This is a genomic window from Exiguobacterium sp. s64, from assembly GCF_018618035.1.
GTDB classification, from domain to species: Bacteria; Bacillota; Bacilli; order Exiguobacteriales; family Exiguobacteriaceae; genus Exiguobacterium; species Exiguobacterium mexicanum_A.
In genome coordinates this window covers 443693-460975 of record NZ_JACSLH010000002.1, presented here as the reverse complement: position 1 = coordinate 460975, position 17283 = coordinate 443693, and the positions used below count along the sequence as shown (strand labels likewise).

General features: G+C 52.1%; 21 protein-coding genes. 14 read left to right on the top strand and 7 right to left on the bottom strand.

Translation table 11 applies throughout. The features are described from left to right. Window positions 1–125: 125 nt before the first annotated feature. Window positions 126–347 carry a DeoR family transcriptional regulator gene (locus KNP64_RS05925; protein WP_081637897.1) on the bottom strand — a complete coding sequence of 74 codons (222 nt, stop codon included), beginning with the start codon at window positions 345–347 and terminating at the stop codon, window positions 126–128. Between the two features lie 306 nt (window positions 348–653). Between KNP64_RS05925 and pepV the strand changes: the two genes are divergently transcribed. The 6 genes from pepV to KNP64_RS05895 are packed head-to-tail and all read left to right on the top strand — an operon-like array spanning window position 654 to window position 7672. Next, window positions 654–2039: a dipeptidase PepV gene (gene pepV, locus KNP64_RS05920; RefSeq protein WP_138859158.1), complete on the top strand. Its 1386-nt coding sequence runs from the start codon at window positions 654–656 to the stop codon at window positions 2037–2039. 59 nt (window positions 2040–2098) lie between these two features. Then, window positions 2099–3250 (top strand): MFS transporter, encoded by a 1152-nt coding sequence (locus KNP64_RS05915; protein ID WP_214791816.1) that lies wholly within the window; start codon window positions 2099–2101, stop codon window positions 3248–3250. Window positions 3251–3255: 5 nt separating this feature from the next. After that, on the top strand, window positions 3256–3831 hold the full coding sequence (gene thpR / locus KNP64_RS05910; RefSeq protein ID WP_214763270.1) for an RNA 2',3'-cyclic phosphodiesterase: 576 nt from the start codon (window positions 3256–3258) through the stop codon (window positions 3829–3831). Continuing rightward, entirely contained in the window at window positions 3801–4640 is an 840-nt protein-coding gene (locus KNP64_RS05905; protein WP_214706463.1) for an NERD domain-containing protein, read from the top strand. Before thpR ends, KNP64_RS05905 begins: the two co-directional genes overlap by 31 nt. A gap of 21 nt (window positions 4641–4661) precedes the next feature. Continuing rightward, window positions 4662–6827, top strand: coding sequence for a type I pullulanase (gene pulA / locus KNP64_RS05900; RefSeq protein WP_214791818.1), 2166 nt, complete (start codon window positions 4662–4664; stop codon window positions 6825–6827). Window positions 6828–6877: 50 nt separating this feature from the next. Beyond that, window positions 6878–7672, top strand: a complete 795-nt coding sequence (locus tag KNP64_RS05895) for a phosphotransferase family protein (RefSeq protein WP_034779996.1) — start codon at window positions 6878–6880, stop codon at window positions 7670–7672. A gap of 45 nt (window positions 7673–7717) precedes the next feature. Here KNP64_RS05895 and cydS read toward each other — a convergent pair whose 3' ends face one another. Then, window positions 7718–7828 (bottom strand): cytochrome bd oxidase small subunit CydS family protein, encoded by a 111-nt coding sequence (gene cydS / locus KNP64_RS14965; protein ID WP_021065570.1) that lies wholly within the window; start codon window positions 7826–7828, stop codon window positions 7718–7720. A 135-nt stretch (window positions 7829–7963) separates the two neighbouring features. On the opposite strand from cydS, the gene trmB reads away from it, so the two are divergent. Both trmB and KNP64_RS05885 read left to right on the top strand, forming a co-directional pair. Continuing rightward, complete coding sequence (gene trmB, locus KNP64_RS05890) at window positions 7964–8611, top strand: tRNA (guanosine(46)-N7)-methyltransferase TrmB (RefSeq protein ID WP_214711765.1); 648 nt, start codon at window positions 7964–7966, stop codon at window positions 8609–8611. A gap of 105 nt (window positions 8612–8716) precedes the next feature. After that, window positions 8717–9226, top strand: a complete 510-nt coding sequence (locus tag KNP64_RS05885; protein WP_233004420.1) for a hypothetical protein — start codon at window positions 8717–8719, stop codon at window positions 9224–9226. 24 nt (window positions 9227–9250) lie between these two features. On the opposite strand, the gene dhaM is transcribed toward KNP64_RS05885, so the two are convergent. The 4 genes from dhaM to KNP64_RS05865 all read right to left on the bottom strand — a co-directional run bounded on the left by dhaM (window position 9251) and on the right by KNP64_RS05865 (window position 11611). Next, the gene (dhaM, locus tag KNP64_RS05880) at window positions 9251–9619 is read right to left on the bottom strand and encodes a dihydroxyacetone kinase phosphoryl donor subunit DhaM (RefSeq protein ID WP_256440833.1); all 369 of its coding nucleotides are present in this window, start codon (window positions 9617–9619) and stop codon (window positions 9251–9253) included. Then, entirely contained in the window at window positions 9612–10202 is a 591-nt protein-coding gene (gene dhaL, locus KNP64_RS05875) for a dihydroxyacetone kinase subunit DhaL (RefSeq protein WP_138859163.1), read from the bottom strand. Before dhaL ends, dhaM begins: the two co-directional genes overlap by 8 nt. 24 nt (window positions 10203–10226) lie before the next feature. Then, window positions 10227–11204 (bottom strand): dihydroxyacetone kinase subunit DhaK, encoded by a 978-nt coding sequence (dhaK, locus tag KNP64_RS05870; protein ID WP_138859164.1) that lies wholly within the window; start codon window positions 11202–11204, stop codon window positions 10227–10229. A 104-nt stretch (window positions 11205–11308) separates the two neighbouring features. Then, entirely contained in the window at window positions 11309–11611 is a 303-nt protein-coding gene (locus KNP64_RS05865) for a PepSY domain-containing protein (protein WP_214706457.1), read from the bottom strand. Window positions 11612–11747: 136 nt separating this feature from the next. On the opposite strand from KNP64_RS05865, the gene KNP64_RS05860 reads away from it, so the two are divergent. Both KNP64_RS05860 and KNP64_RS05855 read left to right on the top strand, forming a co-directional pair. Next, complete coding sequence (locus KNP64_RS05860; protein ID WP_034778279.1) at window positions 11748–12821, top strand: M42 family metallopeptidase; 1074 nt, start codon at window positions 11748–11750, stop codon at window positions 12819–12821. Between the two features lie 125 nt (window positions 12822–12946). Continuing rightward, window positions 12947–13963, top strand: a complete 1017-nt coding sequence (locus tag KNP64_RS05855) for a PTS sugar transporter subunit IIC (RefSeq protein ID WP_214706447.1) — start codon at window positions 12947–12949, stop codon at window positions 13961–13963. 50 nt (window positions 13964–14013) lie between these two features. Here the strand turns inward: KNP64_RS05855 and KNP64_RS05850 are convergent, their stop codons facing one another. Beyond that, on the bottom strand, window positions 14014–14346 hold the full coding sequence (locus KNP64_RS05850) for a hypothetical protein (protein WP_138859166.1): 333 nt from the start codon (window positions 14344–14346) through the stop codon (window positions 14014–14016). Window positions 14347–14460: 114 nt separating this feature from the next. Between KNP64_RS05850 and KNP64_RS05845 the strand changes: the two genes are divergently transcribed. Genes KNP64_RS05845 through KNP64_RS05830 form a run of 4 tightly spaced genes read left to right on the top strand, consistent with a single transcriptional unit; the run spans window position 14461 to window position 17242 of the window. Further along, window positions 14461–14772, top strand: a complete 312-nt coding sequence (locus KNP64_RS05845; protein ID WP_214791820.1) for a thioredoxin family protein — start codon at window positions 14461–14463, stop codon at window positions 14770–14772. Window positions 14773–14777: 5 nt separating this feature from the next. Then, window positions 14778–15569 carry a DUF1444 family protein gene (locus KNP64_RS05840; RefSeq protein WP_138859167.1) on the top strand — a complete coding sequence of 264 codons (792 nt, stop codon included), beginning with the start codon at window positions 14778–14780 and terminating at the stop codon, window positions 15567–15569. Between the two features lie 48 nt (window positions 15570–15617). Further along, complete coding sequence (gene ytpR, locus KNP64_RS05835; RefSeq protein ID WP_138859168.1) at window positions 15618–16238, top strand: YtpR family tRNA-binding protein; 621 nt, start codon at window positions 15618–15620, stop codon at window positions 16236–16238. A gap of 53 nt (window positions 16239–16291) precedes the next feature. After that, window positions 16292–17242 carry a hypothetical protein gene (locus KNP64_RS05830; RefSeq protein WP_214791822.1) on the top strand — a complete coding sequence of 317 codons (951 nt, stop codon included), beginning with the start codon at window positions 16292–16294 and terminating at the stop codon, window positions 17240–17242. Window positions 17243–17283 lie beyond the last annotated feature (41 nt).

The following is a 17283-nucleotide window of genomic DNA, read 5'->3' as shown; positions in this document are numbered from 1 at the left end:
TGCGGCTCCCTGCTTGCCCCCAGAAAAGCGAGCTGTGCCCGGTCGGGCAAATAAAAAAGACTGCAGACAATGTTTTGTCTACAGTCTGAAGGGATCCGCGTGCGGAATCCCTTGTAACTTGTTATTCAATTTGCCGTCTTGAGCGAACGTTTCGATGACGTCCACGTGCCCCGACTCGGACTTTCAACCAGATTGTTGTATTCAAGAACGTTCAAATCACGTTGTACGGTGCGTGACGTGATCCCAAACTCCTCTACTAGTTCTGAAGTGGTGACGCATTCCCTTTCGTTAATGAACAAATAAATGGACTTGATGCGGGTTAGCATACGATCTGTTGAACCTTTCATTGGATGACCTCCCAATGCGTAGAATGATGAAAGACAAAACCTACGGACGACAAATGAAATATGAAATTGTTATTTTCTAAAATTACACCTTTAGTATACCGCTCTCAAATAGAATTGCAAGTGAAAAGAACGAACAATCGAAATGTAAAGAACATGTTAGGAACGTAAATATCGAATGAACATCGTGTAAATGGATAATAAAACTTCTAAAAGACGAACGAAAAAATAATTTCGAAATGAATGTTCGTCTTTCTAACATTTGGATATACTAATAAGGGAGAGAACATTCGCAAAGGGGAGATTGAGATGAATTGGAGACAAGAAGTCGACGCACGAACAGACGCGTTTTTAGAAGATTTAAAAGGGTTGTTACAAATCCCGAGCGTCCTCGATGAAGACAAGGCCGGACCGAACGAGCCGTTTGGTCCTGAAGTCCGCCGTGCCCTCGATTATATGTTTGCGTTAGGAGAGCGTGACGGATTCGTGACGAAAGATGTCGGCGGTTACGCTGGCCATTTGGAGTACGGGTCAGGCGAAGAAATCGTTGGGATCCTCTGCCACTTAGACGTGGTGCCGGCCGGAGACGGATGGACGTATGGGGCGTTCAATCCGACGGTCGCGGACGGGAAACTGTACGCCCGCGGCAGCAATGACGATAAGGGTCCGACGATGGCTGCTTATTACGGGTTGCGCATCGTGAAAGAACTCGGGTTGCCGTTATCAAAACGTGTCCGACTCATCGCCGGTTGTGACGAGGAGAGCGAATGGCGCTGTGTCCGTGAATATTTTAAGCAGGAAGCGATGCCGACATACGGTTTCGCACCGGATGCTGATTTCCCGATTATTAACGCGGAAAAAGGTTTGTATGACGGTGTCTTGAAGCAACTCCCAATTCAGCGCGTACCCGGCTCGAAACATCACTTGGTCTCGTTCGTGAGCGGAGAACGTCCGAACATGGTCCCAGATTTCGCGACCGCGGTACTCGAGACAGAAGATGTGCTCGAAGAAAAATTTGAGGCCTACCTTGCGAAATATGAGGCCGACGGGACGTGCACATGGGACGCGGGGACGTATACGTTCACGATGAAAGGTGTCGCCGCCCATGCGATGGAGCCGGATAATGGTGTGAACGCGGCCTACGTACTTGCCGGGTTCCTACTGACGCTTCCACTCGATATTCAAGGGGAGCGCTACATCGAGTTCATCCGCCACGTCTTTGCTGACTCACGCGGGATTTCGCTCGGCATCGAAGCGACCGACGAGACCGGTGACTTGACGATTAACGGTGGCGTGTTCCGCTATCAGGGCGAAGAGCGGACGGCGACGGTCAATATCCGTTATCCGTATACCGCGAAGTTTGAAGAACGATTGCAAAACTTGAAAGAGATCGCCTTGTCGTTCGGGTTCGAACTGTCGACGCGTCACCACATGCCGCCGCACCACGTGGCCGAAGACCATCCGCTCGTGAAAACGTTGGCGGATGTGTATGAGCGTCAAACCGGCGAATCGGCACACTTGATGGCCATCGGCGGAGGAACGTATGCCCGTTCGCTCGAGGCTGGTGTGGCCTTCGGCGCATTGTTCCCAGGAGCGAAAGATGTCGCGCACCAAGTCGATGAATACATGGAAATTGAAGATTTACTTCGCGCCGCCGCCATCTATGCGGAAGCGATTTATGAGCTCGCTAAATAATAATCCGTGAGAGCTGACTGACTCGGTCGGCTCTCTGTCTGTTAGGAAGGAAGTTTACGGTGAACCAACAAAAACTATCGTTTCAATCAATGTATGTCGCTATCTTTTTCGCACAAGGGGCCCTCATTCCTTACATGGCACTTTTCTTCTCGCAGGCACGCTTTGATTTGTCTCCGGGTCAGGTCGGGACGATTGTCGCCATCATGCCGATCCTCTCGATTGGTGTCCAGCCGTTATGGGGCATGCTTGCCGATCGGACGGGCCGTGTCCGGGCGTGGCTCGGTATCGCCATGATCGGGGCGGCCGCCCTTTCCATCACGTTCTTGTTCGCGATCGATTACGTTTGGATCGTGCTCTTGATGGTCGCCTGGTCGGTGTTCCAATGCGCGCATATCCCGCTTATCGATATGATGACGCTCGATTATACGGCCCGTGTCAAAATTGATTATGGAGCCATCCGTCTATTCGGATCGGCCGGTTTCGCTATCGCTGTTTTCATGATGGGACGAATCGCGGATACGACGTGGGGGCTTGCGAGCACATTTTTGCTCAGCGCCATCGTACTCGTGGCCGGTAGCATCGTGCTAAGGACGATTGCCGAACCGGTGGCAACGCGCGCGACGACGGTCGCCCCGTTCGCTTGGTCGGCCGTCTGGAACGCCCCGTTCATCGCCTTTTTGATTGGGGGCATGCTCGTCTTCGGTCCAATCTATGCGAACAACTATTACTTCGGGATATACGTGACGAGTATCGGCGGCTCGACGACGCTCGTCGGGACGTTGTTTTTAGTGGCCGTGCTTTGTGAGATCCCGTTCATGAAAGTGGCGTATCAAATCGTTGAACGTCTTGGGACGGTCAACGTACTTGCGGGAGCGGCGTTAGTTTCAGCGCTCCGCAACGGTTGGCTCGCACTCGAACCAGAACTGTGGGTCGTCTGGCTGCTCGCCATCGTCCAAGGGCTCGTCGTCGGCCTGCTCATTCCGGTCGCGCTTCAGTTTGTGCGAAGCCTTGTCAGCCGAAACGTCACCTCGACGGCGATTGGCGTCTATATGGCAGTTACTTCAGGTTTGGCGACGGCCGCGTTCAATCAGTTGAGCGGAATCATCATTGAAGTGAACAGCATTATCGGTGTATTTTGGATGTACACAGTCGTCAGTGTGATTGGCGCGATTTTATTCTTAGGGTTGAGACGGTTTCGTGAGAAAGGATGATTCCGATGTCGACACATTACTTTATAGCGCTACCGATGGAGGAGGCGGAGTTCGAACGCGTTCAACGGGCCATCTTGCCGTTTTATTCGTATCGCCGGACGTATCGGCCGGAAGAATTCCATTTGACGCTTCAGTTTCTTGGCGCATTGGACGATGATGAAGTCGAGGCGGTCAAAGAGATCACGCGTGACGTGACGGAAGTGACGGCTCCGTTTTCACTGACGTTCCAACAAATTGATCACTTCGGGAGACCAGATCGTCCTCGAGTGTTGACGATCGTCCCGGACTCGTCTGCAGAATTGACGGCGCTCACCGGGACGCTCCGGCGCAAGCTGTCTGAAGAGATTGCGTCACTCGACCGGAAACCGTTCGTCCCGCATGTCACGCTCGCCAAAAAGTGGGACACCGGGTCAATCAGTTCATATATTCCCCCGACGTTCAAGATCGAAGAGTCGATTGAAGCCGTCATCCTTTATCGAATCAATCCGAACCACACCCCTGCCTATGAGGCAGTTGAAGTATTTCCGTTACAGCGGTCAGAGGAGGACACATGGCGATCCCGATTAAAATTTTTGACGTGACATCTAAATATGAACGAAATATGCTCGATCAGTTCAATCGTTTCCAAGAATACGTCGAGTCCGATATCGCCCGTATGCGCCGCCTGCATGAGTCCAATCGGTTGAATCCACCCGAGATCATGGAGTTTGAGAACCCGTGGTGGAAATTTTGGCGTCGAACGGAACGTATCGAGCTCGAACCGACCCCGCTCTCGGAAACGCAGTTCCAGGCGCTCCTCGCGAACCGTCGCCACATCCAGAAGTTGCAGTTCGCGTGTGAAGGGGCGACCGAAGCAGACATGCCGTTCTTGCCGTTCCTTCGTGAATACGGTTATCGCAAGATGGTGACCGAATGGAACGACCAACACTTCTTCATGTATCGTCCAGTTGTCGAATGGAACGGGGCAACTGTCGAATTGAGCCATCTTATCATCGGACCATCACATCTGTATTTGGTCGAATGGCTTGACGGGGATCGGAGCATCTATCACATCTCAAAGCAGAAGACATGGATTCATCAACCGCTCAAAGGGGAAAATAAACGTGTAGTCAATCCGCTCATTGCATTGACGCGCACTGAAGAAATCATTCGACAGTTTCTTCCGTCCTATGACGGGGTCATCCAAAAAGTCACGGTGGCCCCAGAAGGCTATTTCGATCACGTGCCCGAGACACGGTCGACTCAGTTCATTTCACGCTCTGATTATGAGTCGTGGCTGAAACAAGTGAACACGAGGGCACCGATCGTCAAAGCCCAACAAATTCGAGATGTGTCGAAACTACTAGATGCGACAGCCCAGATGCCGTTTCGACAATTTTTGGACCAGTAGGTTGGAGAGGATGGAACGCGTATGCATCACACACCAGAGCAGCAAACGACGTCACATGTGACGATTGAACGGGCATCTTTGCTCTCGTTCGAGACGATTCGACTGGAAGTCATCGCCGAATATGAATCCGTTCCGGTACAGATTGAACAGAACGGTCGACCGGTCGACTATGTGGTGCTCAATGAATGGACGACAGAGGCCGGTACGATTGAGCGAGATATCCGATTGGCGCGACCGGTCACGCTTGAAGCGGTCTATACTGTATTTCACCCCGGACATAAAACGATTGTCGTCGTGCCACGTGAAATCGTGCATACGGACGAGTTCGAACGCCGTTATGCCTATGACGGACCGCTCGGCCTCACTTTTTCCGAACACTCGATCGAGGCATACGTTTGGTCTCCCGTCGCGTTCTCGATTTGGCTCGTCATCCATGACTCGACGACACACCGTGAAATCGAGCGGTTTCGTATGTCTAAAGAGAGCCGTGGTGTCTGGCATGCCGACGTGCCTCGGTTTTATGAAGGTCACTATTATCGACTGTACGTCAAGACGCCGGTCGAAACGAACGAGGTCGTCGATCCTTACGCGAAAGCCGTCAGCCTGAATGGCGAATTTGGCGTATTGATCGATGTCGAGGCGCATGTCGCCGCCGATGTCACGCCGACGGAACGGCCGCCGCTTCGGAAAGCGACCGATGCGGTCATCTATGAACTGAACATCAGGGACTTCACGAGCCATCCGTCCTCGATGAGTCAGATGCGAGGTTTGTATGGTAGCATCGTCGAGACCGGAGTGAGAACGAGCGGCGAAAACAGTGCCGGCTTCGATTATTTGAAAGAACTCGGGGTCACCCATCTGCAACTGTTGCCTGTCCATGACTTCGGCAGCGTCGATGAGGCGACCCGGATCCCATACAATTGGGGATACGACCCGATTCATTGGTTCGGATTAGAAGGGAGTTACGCCTCAGACCCAGCCGAGCCGTTATCGAGAATTCTAGAATATGCTCATATGGTCGAGGAACTGCATCGTCACGGGATGCGGGTCGTCGTCGATGTCGTCATGAACCATGTCTTTATCCGTGAACAATCCTCGCTCGAAGCGCTCGTCCCTTACTACTATTTCCGTTATGAACATGACGGGACGGTCGCGAACGGGACTGGGGTTGGGAATGACACGGCCTCGGAACGGTACATGATGCGGCGGATGATTGTCGATTGTGTGACTTTCTTTGCCGAGGCGTATCACGTTGACGGCTTCCGGTTCGACTTGATGGGAATCCATGATGTCGAGACGATGAATCAAGTCCGGGCTTCGCTTGATAAGATTGATCGTTCAATCTTGATTTACGGGGAAGGATGGGATTTGGCGACACCGCTCAGCCCATCGTTGAAAGCCTCGTCCCATAACGCCGCCTTTATGCCTCGAATCGGGCACTTCAATGACATGATGCGGGACGCGTTAAAGGGGTCGACGTTCAATGACCGCGAACGCGGTTTCGTCTCTGGTAACGAATGGCGGGAATGGGAGCTTCGCGAGTGCATCACGGGAGCGGTTCAAATCCCGAACGTCACCGTCGGACGATTCCCGAGCCCGCAATATACAATCAATTACGTCGAGGCGCATGACAATTACACGACCTACGATAAATTGCTCTTATCGTGTGAGGATATGGACGAGGTGGTGCGATTACGGATGCAACGATTCGCCACGGCCATCGTCATCACGTCGCAAGGCGTCCCGTTCCTCCATGCAGGCCAGGAGTTTGGTCGGACGAAACAAGGGGTCGAAAATAGTTACAACGCACCGGACCGAATCAATCACTTCGATTGGGATTTGCGGGACGAGCGTCAGAGTGAAGTCGAATTTGTGAAGACGCTGTTGAAATTGCGACGCCGTCATACGTGTTTCCGTTACGATAGTCGGCAGAAAGTCGTGGAGCAATTCAAGTTCCTTCCGTCGCCTCCAGGCGTGATTGCCTATGAGTTAACGGCGAGCCATTCCTACGATGCGTGGCAACGCGTCCGTGTCTATTTGAACGGAACGTTCGGTGACGTGACGTTTCATGCCGACGGAGACTGGAACGTTTATGTGCAAGGGGAAACGGCGAGCCTCGTCCCGATTGCACGAAATCCGCGTGAGATTCAAGTCGAGTCGTTGTCAATGACGATTATCGCGTGTTAATATGGTGATTATATCTTTGTAATTCTTAATGAGATTTGAGCGTGATGAATATGTATTCAGATATAATCGGTGCGCTCGGTGAAGAGTGGACGGTGGCTTCCGCAGGCGGGATTACAGGCGAAGCGTACGTAGCGACGACGCGCCAACAAAAAATCTTTGTCAAACGGAACTCGTCCCCGTTTTTAGCCATTCTTTCCGCCGAAGGCATCGTCCCCAAATTGCTGTGGACGAAGCGGATGTTCAACGGCGACGTCCTCAGTGCCCAACAGTTCATCGAAGGTCGTGAGCTATCGCCAACCGATATGAAACGGTCTGATGTGGCGGCACAGCTTGGGAAGATTCATCATTCGAAAGAGCTATTATTCATGCTGCAGCAATTGAATCATACACCGGTCACGTCGACGCTATTGCTTCGGCAATGTGCCGCCTATGAGCAAGACGAGGCGGATGTGACGATTGATGAAGCGGTCCGTTGGCTCACTATGCATCAACCGATTGATGACGAACGTGAACTTGTCGTCTGCCATTCGGACCTTAACCATAATAACTGGATCGAGGACGAGACGGGTCTATTGTATTTGACCGACTGGGATGACGCCATCATCGCCGACCGTGCCTTTGACTTGGCGATGGTCGTTTACAGTTATGTCGATGAGGCGGAGTGGGAGACGTGGTTTAGCCATTACGGCATCCGTTACACGTCAGAGCTCCATTACCGGATGCACTGGTATGCGATTGCCCAGACGGTTCTCACGTTGTATGGGGAACAGAACGGTATCGCCCGGGCAGAAGGATTGACCGTGCTCCGTGAACTGCTCGATGAGGCAGATGAACGGACACAATGAAAAAAGGGATGGATCACGAGTGTGAGCCATCCCTTTCCATATGCATTAGACATCATCAGGTTTCATGAAATACGCCCAAACGAACGTAGCGATGACGGCGCCGAAAAACGTCAGCGGGGCCGCATAAAAGATTAAAAATTGATCCAACGTGCTCATCGATATAACCTCCTTGTGAAGGATGATTCATGTTCATTAAACAATGATTTCGTGTATAATCGCAAGGGGACTGCTCGCACGAAGCGGCTAGTCAGCATAAACTTGAACATTTCTTGAACGAAAGGTTGGAAAAACATGCGTTTACGTCACAAACCTTGGGCCAAAGAATATATGGAAGCTCAAGAACACGTCTTTATCACTCATCCCGAAACGTTAAAAGGGAACTGGAAAGCAGAATTTAAGAACGACAATCCGCTCTTCATCGAGGTCGGTTCGGGGAAAGGTCAATTCATTTTAGGGATGGCCCGACAGTTCCCGGACGTCAACTTTATCGCCATCGAGTTATTCGAGAGCGTCGCCGTATCGATCGTGCAAAAACTCGTCGAGACACCGATGCCAAACGTCCGCGTGTTGACTGTTGATGCCAAGCAACTCGTCGACTACTTCGAAGCCGGTGAAGTCGATCGCGTCTATTTGAATTTCTCCGATCCATGGCCGAAGACACGCCATGCGAAACGTCGTTTGACGTATAAAACGTTCCTCGCCACGTACGAGGCTGTGTTGCCACGCGGAGGCGAGATTCATTTCAAGACGGATAACCGGGGGTTATTCGAATATTCGCTCGAAAGCATGAGCCAATACGGCATGTACTTCACAGATATTTCACTTGATCTACATGTGAACGAGCCGGCGGATAACGTGCGCACCGAGTACGAAGAGCGCTTCAGCGCCATGGGACAACCGATTTACCGGATGGAGGCAGCTTTCCGTCCGAAAATTTGACACGCTTTTTTCTTATTTTAATAGCATTTTCTTCACACTTTTTTCTTTCTTCTTGGTACAATAGGAATGACGCTAAACTGGAATTAGAGAAGGGGGAACATGGGGATGTTGAAAAAAGCATGGGCAAGCCTGCTTGCACTAATCTTCATTCTAACAATCGCACCACTTAATACCTCGGCAAACGAGGCGTTCTTGGACGCCCTTGAAGAGGATCTGAAAGCCACGCATTATGACTACAAAGAAGGAACGGCTGAAATCGTAAAAGAAGAGACGCTCCGTCATTCGAATGGCAATGAAGTCATTGCGGCGGTCGTTGAAATTGATACGGTCCGTGACGGCATCTTCATCACACGTAAGACCGAGTTCCATTACTATGATGCGACGGACAACAAAATCCTCGCAACAGCTGACCTCGCAGAAGTCGAAGGCGCGACTGAATTTGCGGATGCGAACATCGACATGCTCGGACAACAAATTGTCTATTGGTTGCCTGTGTTGATTTTGCTACTCTTAATCGCGATCCCGGTAGTCATCTTGTTCGTGGTTGTTCCACGTTTCTACTCGACGACCGAGTTCATGAACCCGATTTATGAGAAAAACGATAACCCACGTTAAAAAAAGAGCCGCGAGGCTCTTTTTTTATGCCATTTTCAATTGTTCGACGATTTGAGCGACATCCATGCCGTTACCGGATGAGACGGAAGCGACGAAGGCACTCTCGACGATCGGACCGTCATAGAACTGAATCGTTTTATCGCCTTCATACATATCGACAGCGAGTTCTGCGTTCATTGTGGCCGAACCGATATCGGATAAGATGAGCGCTTCTTTGTCGACGGCCTCGATTGCCTCGAGGATACGGGTCACATCTGTCCCGATGCTGCCGTCCTCAAGCCCGCTCGCTAAATGGATCGGAACGGCGGGGGCCATCTCTTTCATCAAGTCTTGAATCCCTTCAGCGATTTTAGCGCTATGGGATACGATGATGAGCTCTACGATGTCACTCAACCTCCTTCATAATCGCTTTCAACACGATGGAACTCGAGAGTGCGCCAGGGTCGACCGTGCCGCGTGAGTTTTCACCGAAATAAGATGCCCGTCCTTTCGTGGCGATCATATCTTCGGTCTCGCCGACGAGGCGGTCGAGTTTGGCATCAAAATCGTCAGCCTCGCTCAAGTCAGACAAGAACGGTTCCCACACATCGACCATTGTCTTCTGGCCAACTTCTGACTTCCCGCGCGCCTTGATCGCTGTCGACGCCTCAAGAAGCGCTTCTTTAACGAGCGTGAAATCGGCCTCAGTCGCGTCACCAAACTTAGGTGCAGCCTTGACGAATGCCGACCCGTATAGTGGACCGGCTGCGCCGCCGACTTTCGACATGAGCGTCATCCCGACTTTCTTGCTCAAGTCGCCAAGGCTGGCATAGTCGTCATCGAGTACGGCGACGACCGCTTCAAAGCCGCGCGACATATTGATACCGTGGTCTCCGTCACCGATGGCGCGGTCGAGGTCGGTCAGTGTATCCTTGTTCGCCTCAATCTCGGATTGGGCGTGTCGTAATGCTTGCTTGAACCCATCAATCGTCAACATTGCATAAACACCTCATTCATTGGATTAGAGTTTGAAACCTAGTGCCGCCGACGGTGCATCGAGATAACCCGTCATTTCTTCGTCGAGCGGCAAGAGCGTGATTGAGAACCCGTGCATCTCGAGGGATGTCATATAGTTGCCGACGTATTTCCGTTTCAACGTGTAGCCGGCATCTTCTAATTTTTTCGCGACAAAGTGATACGTCACGTACAATTCAGACAAGGGCGTACCGCCCATACCGTTGACCATAACGGCAACTTCGCCAGGACTCACTTCTTTTTTCAAGTGGTCGAGCAGGTCATCCACGATGGCATCGACGTTCGTCGTCGACTTCCGTTCGACGCCGCGCTCCCCGTGAATCCCGATGCCGATTTCCATCTCTTCTTCATTCAAATCAAAACCTGGCTTGCCGCTCACCGGCATGTAACAAGGTTCGACAGCCATACCCATCGAGCGAACGTTTGCCGCGACCTTCTCCGCAAGCGCTTTCACTTCGGCGAGTGATTTCCCGCTCGCTGCGGCCGCACCGGCGATTTTATGCACAAACACGGTACCGGCAACACCGCGGCGGTCTTCCTTGTTCGAGATGGCGACATCGTCTGCGACGACGACGTGGTCGACTTTAATTCCTTCGGCGTCCGCAAGTTCGGCGGCGAGCTCGAAGTTCATGACGTCACCGGCATAGTTTTTGACGACGAGTAATACCCCGTTTCCTCCATCGGCCGCCTTGATGCCTTCGAGCACCATGTCCGGGGTCGGGGACGTGAACACTTCACCGCATACAGCGGCATCGAGCATCCCGTCACCTACATAACCAGCGTGGGCCGGTTCATGACCGCTGCCTCCACCCGAGACGAGTCCGACTTTTCCGGACTTGGCCCCGTCAGCACGACAGATGACGTTGAAACCTTCCACACGACCGTACAGTTCAGGATGGGCATGGACCATTCCTTCGACCATTTGTGACACGAGCTCGGTTGCTTCACCGATCAGTTTCTTCACGTGGGATCACTCCTTTTTGAGTTTGAAAAGTACCATATTCAATTTTCCACTCTTTCGCCCAGATTAAACAAAAAAAGTCGGCGAATGTCATCGCCGACCCCACATCATGCATATTCAAGTAAAGCGCCAGTCTCTGAATCGACTGTAAATTGGTACGTCTTCTCTTCGTCGTTCTCGAGAACCGAGATGCCGCCTTTAAAGACGTCATACTCACGTCCGTCATACGTGTAAATCTCAGGTGATGCCGAGATCCATGCGCCTTGAACGTGACCTTTGGCTGAGAATGCCCGTTTCGTGTACTCGAGCGCGTCCTCGGCCGATAAGCTTCGTTCATCTAACACTTTTTTCGTCATAAGTGCGGCCGCGATGGCAACCCCGATCCCAATTAACCAATACCTTTTCTTCATATGACTACCTCCCCTTGAACTATGGCTATCATGTACATCGTACCAAAACCTGTACCCCATTGGAACGAAAACCATTCGCATCTGCCGAAAAGTTCTGTATATAATGAAACAAGAACGGTTGAAGGGATGGATGGAAATGGAACAAAAAACGAGAGACTTATTCAAGACGTTGACAGAACTTCCGGGCGCACCTGGATTCGAATCAGAGGTTCGTCAGTTTGTTCGTGACCGAATCACACCGCATGTCGATGAAGTCATGACGGACGGTATCGGCTCAATCTTTGGGAAACGGGTCGGGGACGAGGCGGGACCACGCATCATGGTCGCTGGACATATGGACGAAGTCGCGTTCATGGTCACCCGGATCACAGAAAACGGGATGCTATACATACAGCCGCTCGGTGGATGGTGGAGCCAAGTGCTCATGGCGCAACGGTTTGATATCGTGACGAACGATGGATTGATTCCGGGCGTCGTCGCATCGACACCTCCGCACCTGCTCGGACCGGACGCAATGAGTAAACCGATGGACATGAAACAGATGTTTATCGACATTGGCGCCGATACGAAAGAAGAAGCCGAGTCATGGGGTGTCCGTCCGGGTCTTCCGGCTGTGCCGACAAGCGACTTCACGCCGCTCAAACATCCGAAAAAGATTATGGCCAAAGCATGGGATAACCGTTATGGGGTTGGTCTGGCGGTCGAGTTGCTCGAAGAGACGACAAAAGCCGATCATCCGAACATCTTGTTCTCGGGTGCGACTGTCCAAGAAGAAGTCGGACTCCGTGGAGCGCAAACGGCAGCCGAAATGATTCGTCCGGACGTCGCGCTCGTTCTCGATGCGTCACCGGCTAACGATGCGTCTGGCAATAAGACGGAGTTCGGCCAACTCGGGGAAGGGGCGCTCATCCGAATCCTTGACCGGGTCATGGTCATGTCTCCAGAGATGCGTGACTTCTTACTCGACACGGCGTCTGATGAAAACATCAAAACGCAGTACTTCGTCTCGCCAGGTGGAACGGACGCAGGCCGCATCCATATGAGCGGGGAAGGGGTCCCGACGGCCGTGATCGGTGTCGCAGCGCGTTACATCCATACACACGCCTCGATTCTGCATACGGACGACTATGATGCGGCGAAAGCGCTACTCAAGGCGCTCGTCAAACGACTCGATCGTTCGACGATGGAGACGCTTCGAGCTTCACGCTAAAGGTAGGGAGAACGTCACTCGTGTAGTGGCGTTTTTTATATTGAAATTTCCCGAGAAACGCTTATACTGATAAAAGTGTGAAGACAGAAACTTTACGACTGACAAGACAGGAAAGAGGGATTTCCATGTTTAAGAAAAAAGGGATCACGCTCAGTCCGTCGCTTTATTTTGTGACGGCACTCAGTTATATGGCACTCGGCTTATTCAGTACGCTCATCATCGGCTTGATCATGAAGACGGCGGGTGGGCAATTGCTCGAAACGAGTCTGTCCGGTTTCGGGTCGACGCTCATCGAGATTGGTGATGTGGCCATCAGCTTGACCGGTCCGGCCATCGGGGTTGCAATCGCCTATGCGCTTCAAGCACCGCCGCTCATCTTGTTCTCGGCGCTCGTCGTCGGGGCGTTCGGTTACGAGTTCGGGCCAGCCGGCAGTTATGTGGCGACGTTGCTCGCTGTCGAGGTATCCAAACTCGTCTCGAAATCGACGAAACTTGATATTTTGGTCACACCGTTCACGACCATTGGCGTCGGTTATTTGGCTGCAACGTATATCGGTAAGTATGTCGGCTTGTTCATGACACAGCTCGGGACGTGGATCGAGTGGGGCACGGAACAACAGCCTTTGTTCATGGGCGTCGTCGTCGCGACACTGATGGGACTCGCGCTCACGGCACCGATCTCGAGTGCGGCCATCGCGCTCATGCTCGGCTTGAGTGGCATCGCGGCAGGCGCGGCGACGGTTGGCTGCGCCGCCCAGATGGTTGGCTTTGCAATCACGAGTTATCGGGACAATGGCATCGGCGGTGCAATCGCCCAAGGGATTGGTACTTCGATGCTTCAAGTCGGCAATATCGTGAAGAATCCTTGGATCTTGTTGCCGCCGACGATAGCGGGGGCGGTGCTCGCCCCGATCGCGATTCTGTTGTTCGAGCTCGAGAGCGTCGCGGCTGGTGCCGGGATGGGGACAAGCGGACTCGTCGGTCCGATTGTCATGCTCGAGACGATGGGCTTCAGTTGGCACATGTTCATCGTCGTCTTCGGCTTTTTGATTGTCGGTCCGGCAGTGCTCAGTTATGCGGTCTATCAAGTGTTGGTCCGGATCAATCGGATTCGGCCGAACGATATGAAAATCGAATATTGAGCGACACGAAAGAGAGCGTCCCGGCGAATAAGCGGGACGCTCTCTTTCGTTCACCAACCGAAAAGAGTTCGGACGGTCTCGACGGTTTCCCGCGGGACGCGGAAGCTCGCCAAGAATAAGACGAGCAAGACGACATAGACGGGGAGTAAAAACCGTTTTCGAATGATGGGCAGCCTGCGCACAAGACGTTTGCCGACCCGTTCGAGTATGTAAATCACGGCGAACCCGACGACGAGCCATACTAAAATCTCGCCTCGCGTCTTGTCCGTATCGATGAACAAGTAGCCGTAGCGCAGAATCGCCAGCATGCCGATGACGCCGACGAGTTGCTCGAGCGGATGTTTCATTTCTGGATTCAACTGTTCACGTGTCCATTTTGTCATGACTTCACCTTTTTCACGTAGTCTTCGCTCCCGATGATCATAAAACATGAAAGCGGAATGTGACAACGGACTTATGCTATCATGAATGGGGAAAAAAGAACAGGAGTGGTGAACATGAAACAATTGACAACGAGGAACGAGTATACAGAAGCAAAACAAGGGAAGAGCATCTTGATGTTTTCAGCGACGTGGTGCGGTGATTGCCGTTTCCTCGATCCGTTCATGCCAGACATCGAAGCGAAGTTCGAGGATTGGACGTTTTACTACGTCGATCGTGACGACTGGATGGAGCTCGCACAAGAGCTCGACATTTTTGGGATTCCGAGCTTTGTCGCCTTCAACGGCGGACAAGAAGTCGACCGCTATGTCGGACGCGAACGGAAGACTCCTGAGCAAGTCGAAGCCTTCCTTCATGGGTTAGGGTGAGCTAGATGGAACGGAATGAATTACGTCGCCATCTCGAACGCCGGTTTACGGAAGGGTACCGGACCTCGTATGACCGTGAGAACGAGGTGTTGCGCATCGAGCGGTCCACGGACCGGTTCGGCGTCAACATCCGTCTCGCCCCGCTCGTAGCGAAAGCGAAAGTTCGGGGAGAGGTCGCCATTGAAGAGGTCGTCGACTACATCGAGACAGCGCTCTCGGCCGACGATGCGGTCACACTCGCTGGCAATGAAGTCAACATTTATCCCGTCATCCGTTCGGCCTCGTTCTCGACGGAGACGAAGCGTGGGGAAGCACTCGCGATGACGCCACATACAGCTGAGACGGCTGTCTTTTATGCACTCGATTTGGGCAACGGCTATCGCTTGATCGAAGAGCGGCATTTGGACGGGATGCCTTTGACGCGTCTTGACGAATTGGCACGGGACAACGTCAAGAAGTTGCCGACCGATTTAAAAGAAGATACCGTGGCCGGGAATACGTTCTATTTTCTGGCTGCTCGGGACGGGTATGAAGCGTCACGGATTTTAAATGATGAGTTTTTGCGGGTCATGGAGCGCCGTATCGAAGGCGATATGCTCGTCGGGGTACCGCACCAGGACGTGATGATCATCGCGGACATCCGCAACGATCAAGGTTATGATGCGATGCAACAGCTCATGTTCGACTTTTTCACGAATGGGCGGATTCCGGTGACGGCTCTTTCTTTCCATTATGAGGACGGCGTTCTCGAACCAATTTTCATTGTCGGAAAAAAGAACCCACCAACGGACGCATAATCTGCTAAACTAGTTGTGTCTAGTTTGAAAGAAGGGGCGTTTTTACGTATGCAAATCAATGCTTTTTATAACCGTGAAGGAATCGGCGATGTCCTCATGGTCTTGTTAAGAGAAGGCGATCGCCACCACCAAGTCGTTGAACGGAAAGATGATGTCGCCATCGTCAAATCGACGACGGGAAAAGTCAATGGCTATAACATCTTCAATGCCAGTAATTATTTTGACGTCAGCGACTGGCACGGGCCGGTCGAGTTGACGGCCGAGTTGATTGAGACGCTCGGCGTCATCTTGCGTAAACAAAATATCGAAGCCGAGCTTTCGGGCGTGGACTTCACCCCGAAATTTGTCGTTGGCTACGTCAAAGAAGCTGAGAAGCACCCGGATGCGGACAAATTGTCGATCTGTCAAGTTGAGACCGATCAAGGTGATGTCCAGATTGTCTGCGGCGCACCGAACGTCGCGGCCGGCCAAAAAGTCGTCGTCGCGAAACCGGGAGCGGTCATGCCGTCTGGTTTAATCATTCGTCCATCGAAGTTACGAGGTGAAAGTTCACATGGGATGATTTGTTCAGCGCGAGAATTGAACTTACCTGATGCACCGCAAGAAAAAGGGATTCTCGTATTGGATGACGAATATGAAGTAGGGAAAGCATTTGAAATCGGTCGCTAAATTCGACCGATTTTTTGCTAAATAGGATTGAGTGAAAAAGCGAGGAATCAAGTATGGATGCATATGAACGTTCATTAAAACAACAAGCAGACCGAATTCGACGCGAACTATCCCAGGAAGGGAAGAAAGGTGCGCCTGCACCGAAGCCCGGGCCGAAGGATGAATTTGTACCGTCGGATGTGCCATCTCCGATTTATGGATACGCCCGACCGAAACCGAAAATCATTCTGCCGACTGAACATTCTCCGGAGACGCGTGACGATTCAGCGATCCGCCAAGCAAAGCGAGTGGCCGTCCCGGTAGAGGAAGTGTCAGAAGCGGTGCCGCCAATCGAAGAGCCTGAGCCTAAGACCGAACCGGTAATTGATTCCGTAGATGAACCGGTGGTGGAGTCAGTAGACGAATCCGTGATGGAATCAGTGGATGAAGCTGTAGTTGATTCAGTAGACAAATCCGTGCGAATCGTCGATGATGCGCCGACGTCACAGCCTGACCTCGATGTCACAGCGGACGAATCGCCATCAGCGGAGACGCTTGAGGAAATGGTGTCCGAGCACGCGGATACGCCAAGCGAAGAGACGATTATTTCCACGGAAACGATCGAGGAAAGCCCGCTCCTCTCTGAAGACGAGACAGCTGAACAAGATACTAAACCGCTCCTCGGGGAAGTCTCGATTGTAGAGAGCGGGTTCGCCTCTGTGTTCATGGGTTCGACCGATTTGAAATCATCGAAGATTGCCGTCCGGGAAGAAAAGCAAGACGTGACCGAAGAGGACGTTTCGCTCGATGCGCCGGTTGAGACGGTGGCCCCGGTTGTCGAAGATGTTGCGAAAACATTACAGACTGATGAACCGATTGAAGTGTCTGACGAAGAAGAGTTGACGCCTGCGATGAGCGTCTCGTATAAAGCGGAAGGCCCTCCGCTCAATGTCATGATGACACCGCAAGACCGGATGGCGATGTATAAGAGTCGTCGTTTGGCGAAAAAAAACAATAATCTGTAATAGCATGACTCCTGGAGTTTTGCTATAATGACAAAGGTTTG

Coding starts and splice junctions, on each gene's coding strand:
- ytpR (WP_138859168.1), top strand. CDS start 15,618: ATGCAAATCAATGCTTTTTATAACCGTGAAGGAATCGGCGATGTCCTC.
- trmB (WP_214711765.1), top strand. CDS start 7,964: ATGCGTTTACGTCACAAACCTTGGGCCAAAGAATATATGGAAGCTCAA.
- KNP64_RS05895 (WP_034779996.1), top strand. CDS start 6,878: ATGTATTCAGATATAATCGGTGCGCTCGGTGAAGAGTGGACGGTGGCT.
- KNP64_RS05905 (WP_214706463.1), top strand. CDS start 3,801: ATGGCGATCCCGATTAAAATTTTTGACGTGACATCTAAATATGAACGA.
- dhaL (WP_138859163.1), bottom strand. CDS start 10,202: ATGTTGACGATTGATGGGTTCAAGCAAGCATTACGACACGCCCAATCC.
- KNP64_RS05840 (WP_138859167.1), top strand. CDS start 14,778: ATGGAACGGAATGAATTACGTCGCCATCTCGAACGCCGGTTTACGGAA.
- thpR (WP_214763270.1), top strand. CDS start 3,256: ATGTCGACACATTACTTTATAGCGCTACCGATGGAGGAGGCGGAGTTC.
- KNP64_RS05855 (WP_214706447.1), top strand. CDS start 12,947: ATGTTTAAGAAAAAAGGGATCACGCTCAGTCCGTCGCTTTATTTTGTG.
- KNP64_RS05830 (WP_214791822.1), top strand. CDS start 16,292: ATGGATGCATATGAACGTTCATTAAAACAACAAGCAGACCGAATTCGA.
- KNP64_RS05865 (WP_214706457.1), bottom strand. CDS start 11,611: ATGAAGAAAAGGTATTGGTTAATTGGGATCGGGGTTGCCATCGCGGCC.
- KNP64_RS05885 (WP_233004420.1), top strand. CDS start 8,717: ATGTTGAAAAAAGCATGGGCAAGCCTGCTTGCACTAATCTTCATTCTA.
- KNP64_RS05845 (WP_214791820.1), top strand. CDS start 14,461: ATGAAACAATTGACAACGAGGAACGAGTATACAGAAGCAAAACAAGGG.
- KNP64_RS05850 (WP_138859166.1), bottom strand. CDS start 14,346: ATGACAAAATGGACACGTGAACAGTTGAATCCAGAAATGAAACATCCG.
- pepV (WP_138859158.1), top strand. CDS start 654: ATGAATTGGAGACAAGAAGTCGACGCACGAACAGACGCGTTTTTAGAA.
- cydS (WP_021065570.1), bottom strand. CDS start 7,828: ATGAGCACGTTGGATCAATTTTTAATCTTTTATGCGGCCCCGCTGACG.
- KNP64_RS05860 (WP_034778279.1), top strand. CDS start 11,748: ATGGAACAAAAAACGAGAGACTTATTCAAGACGTTGACAGAACTTCCG.
- KNP64_RS05925 (WP_081637897.1), bottom strand. CDS start 347: ATGAAAGGTTCAACAGATCGTATGCTAACCCGCATCAAGTCCATTTAT.
- pulA (WP_214791818.1), top strand. CDS start 4,662: ATGCATCACACACCAGAGCAGCAAACGACGTCACATGTGACGATTGAA.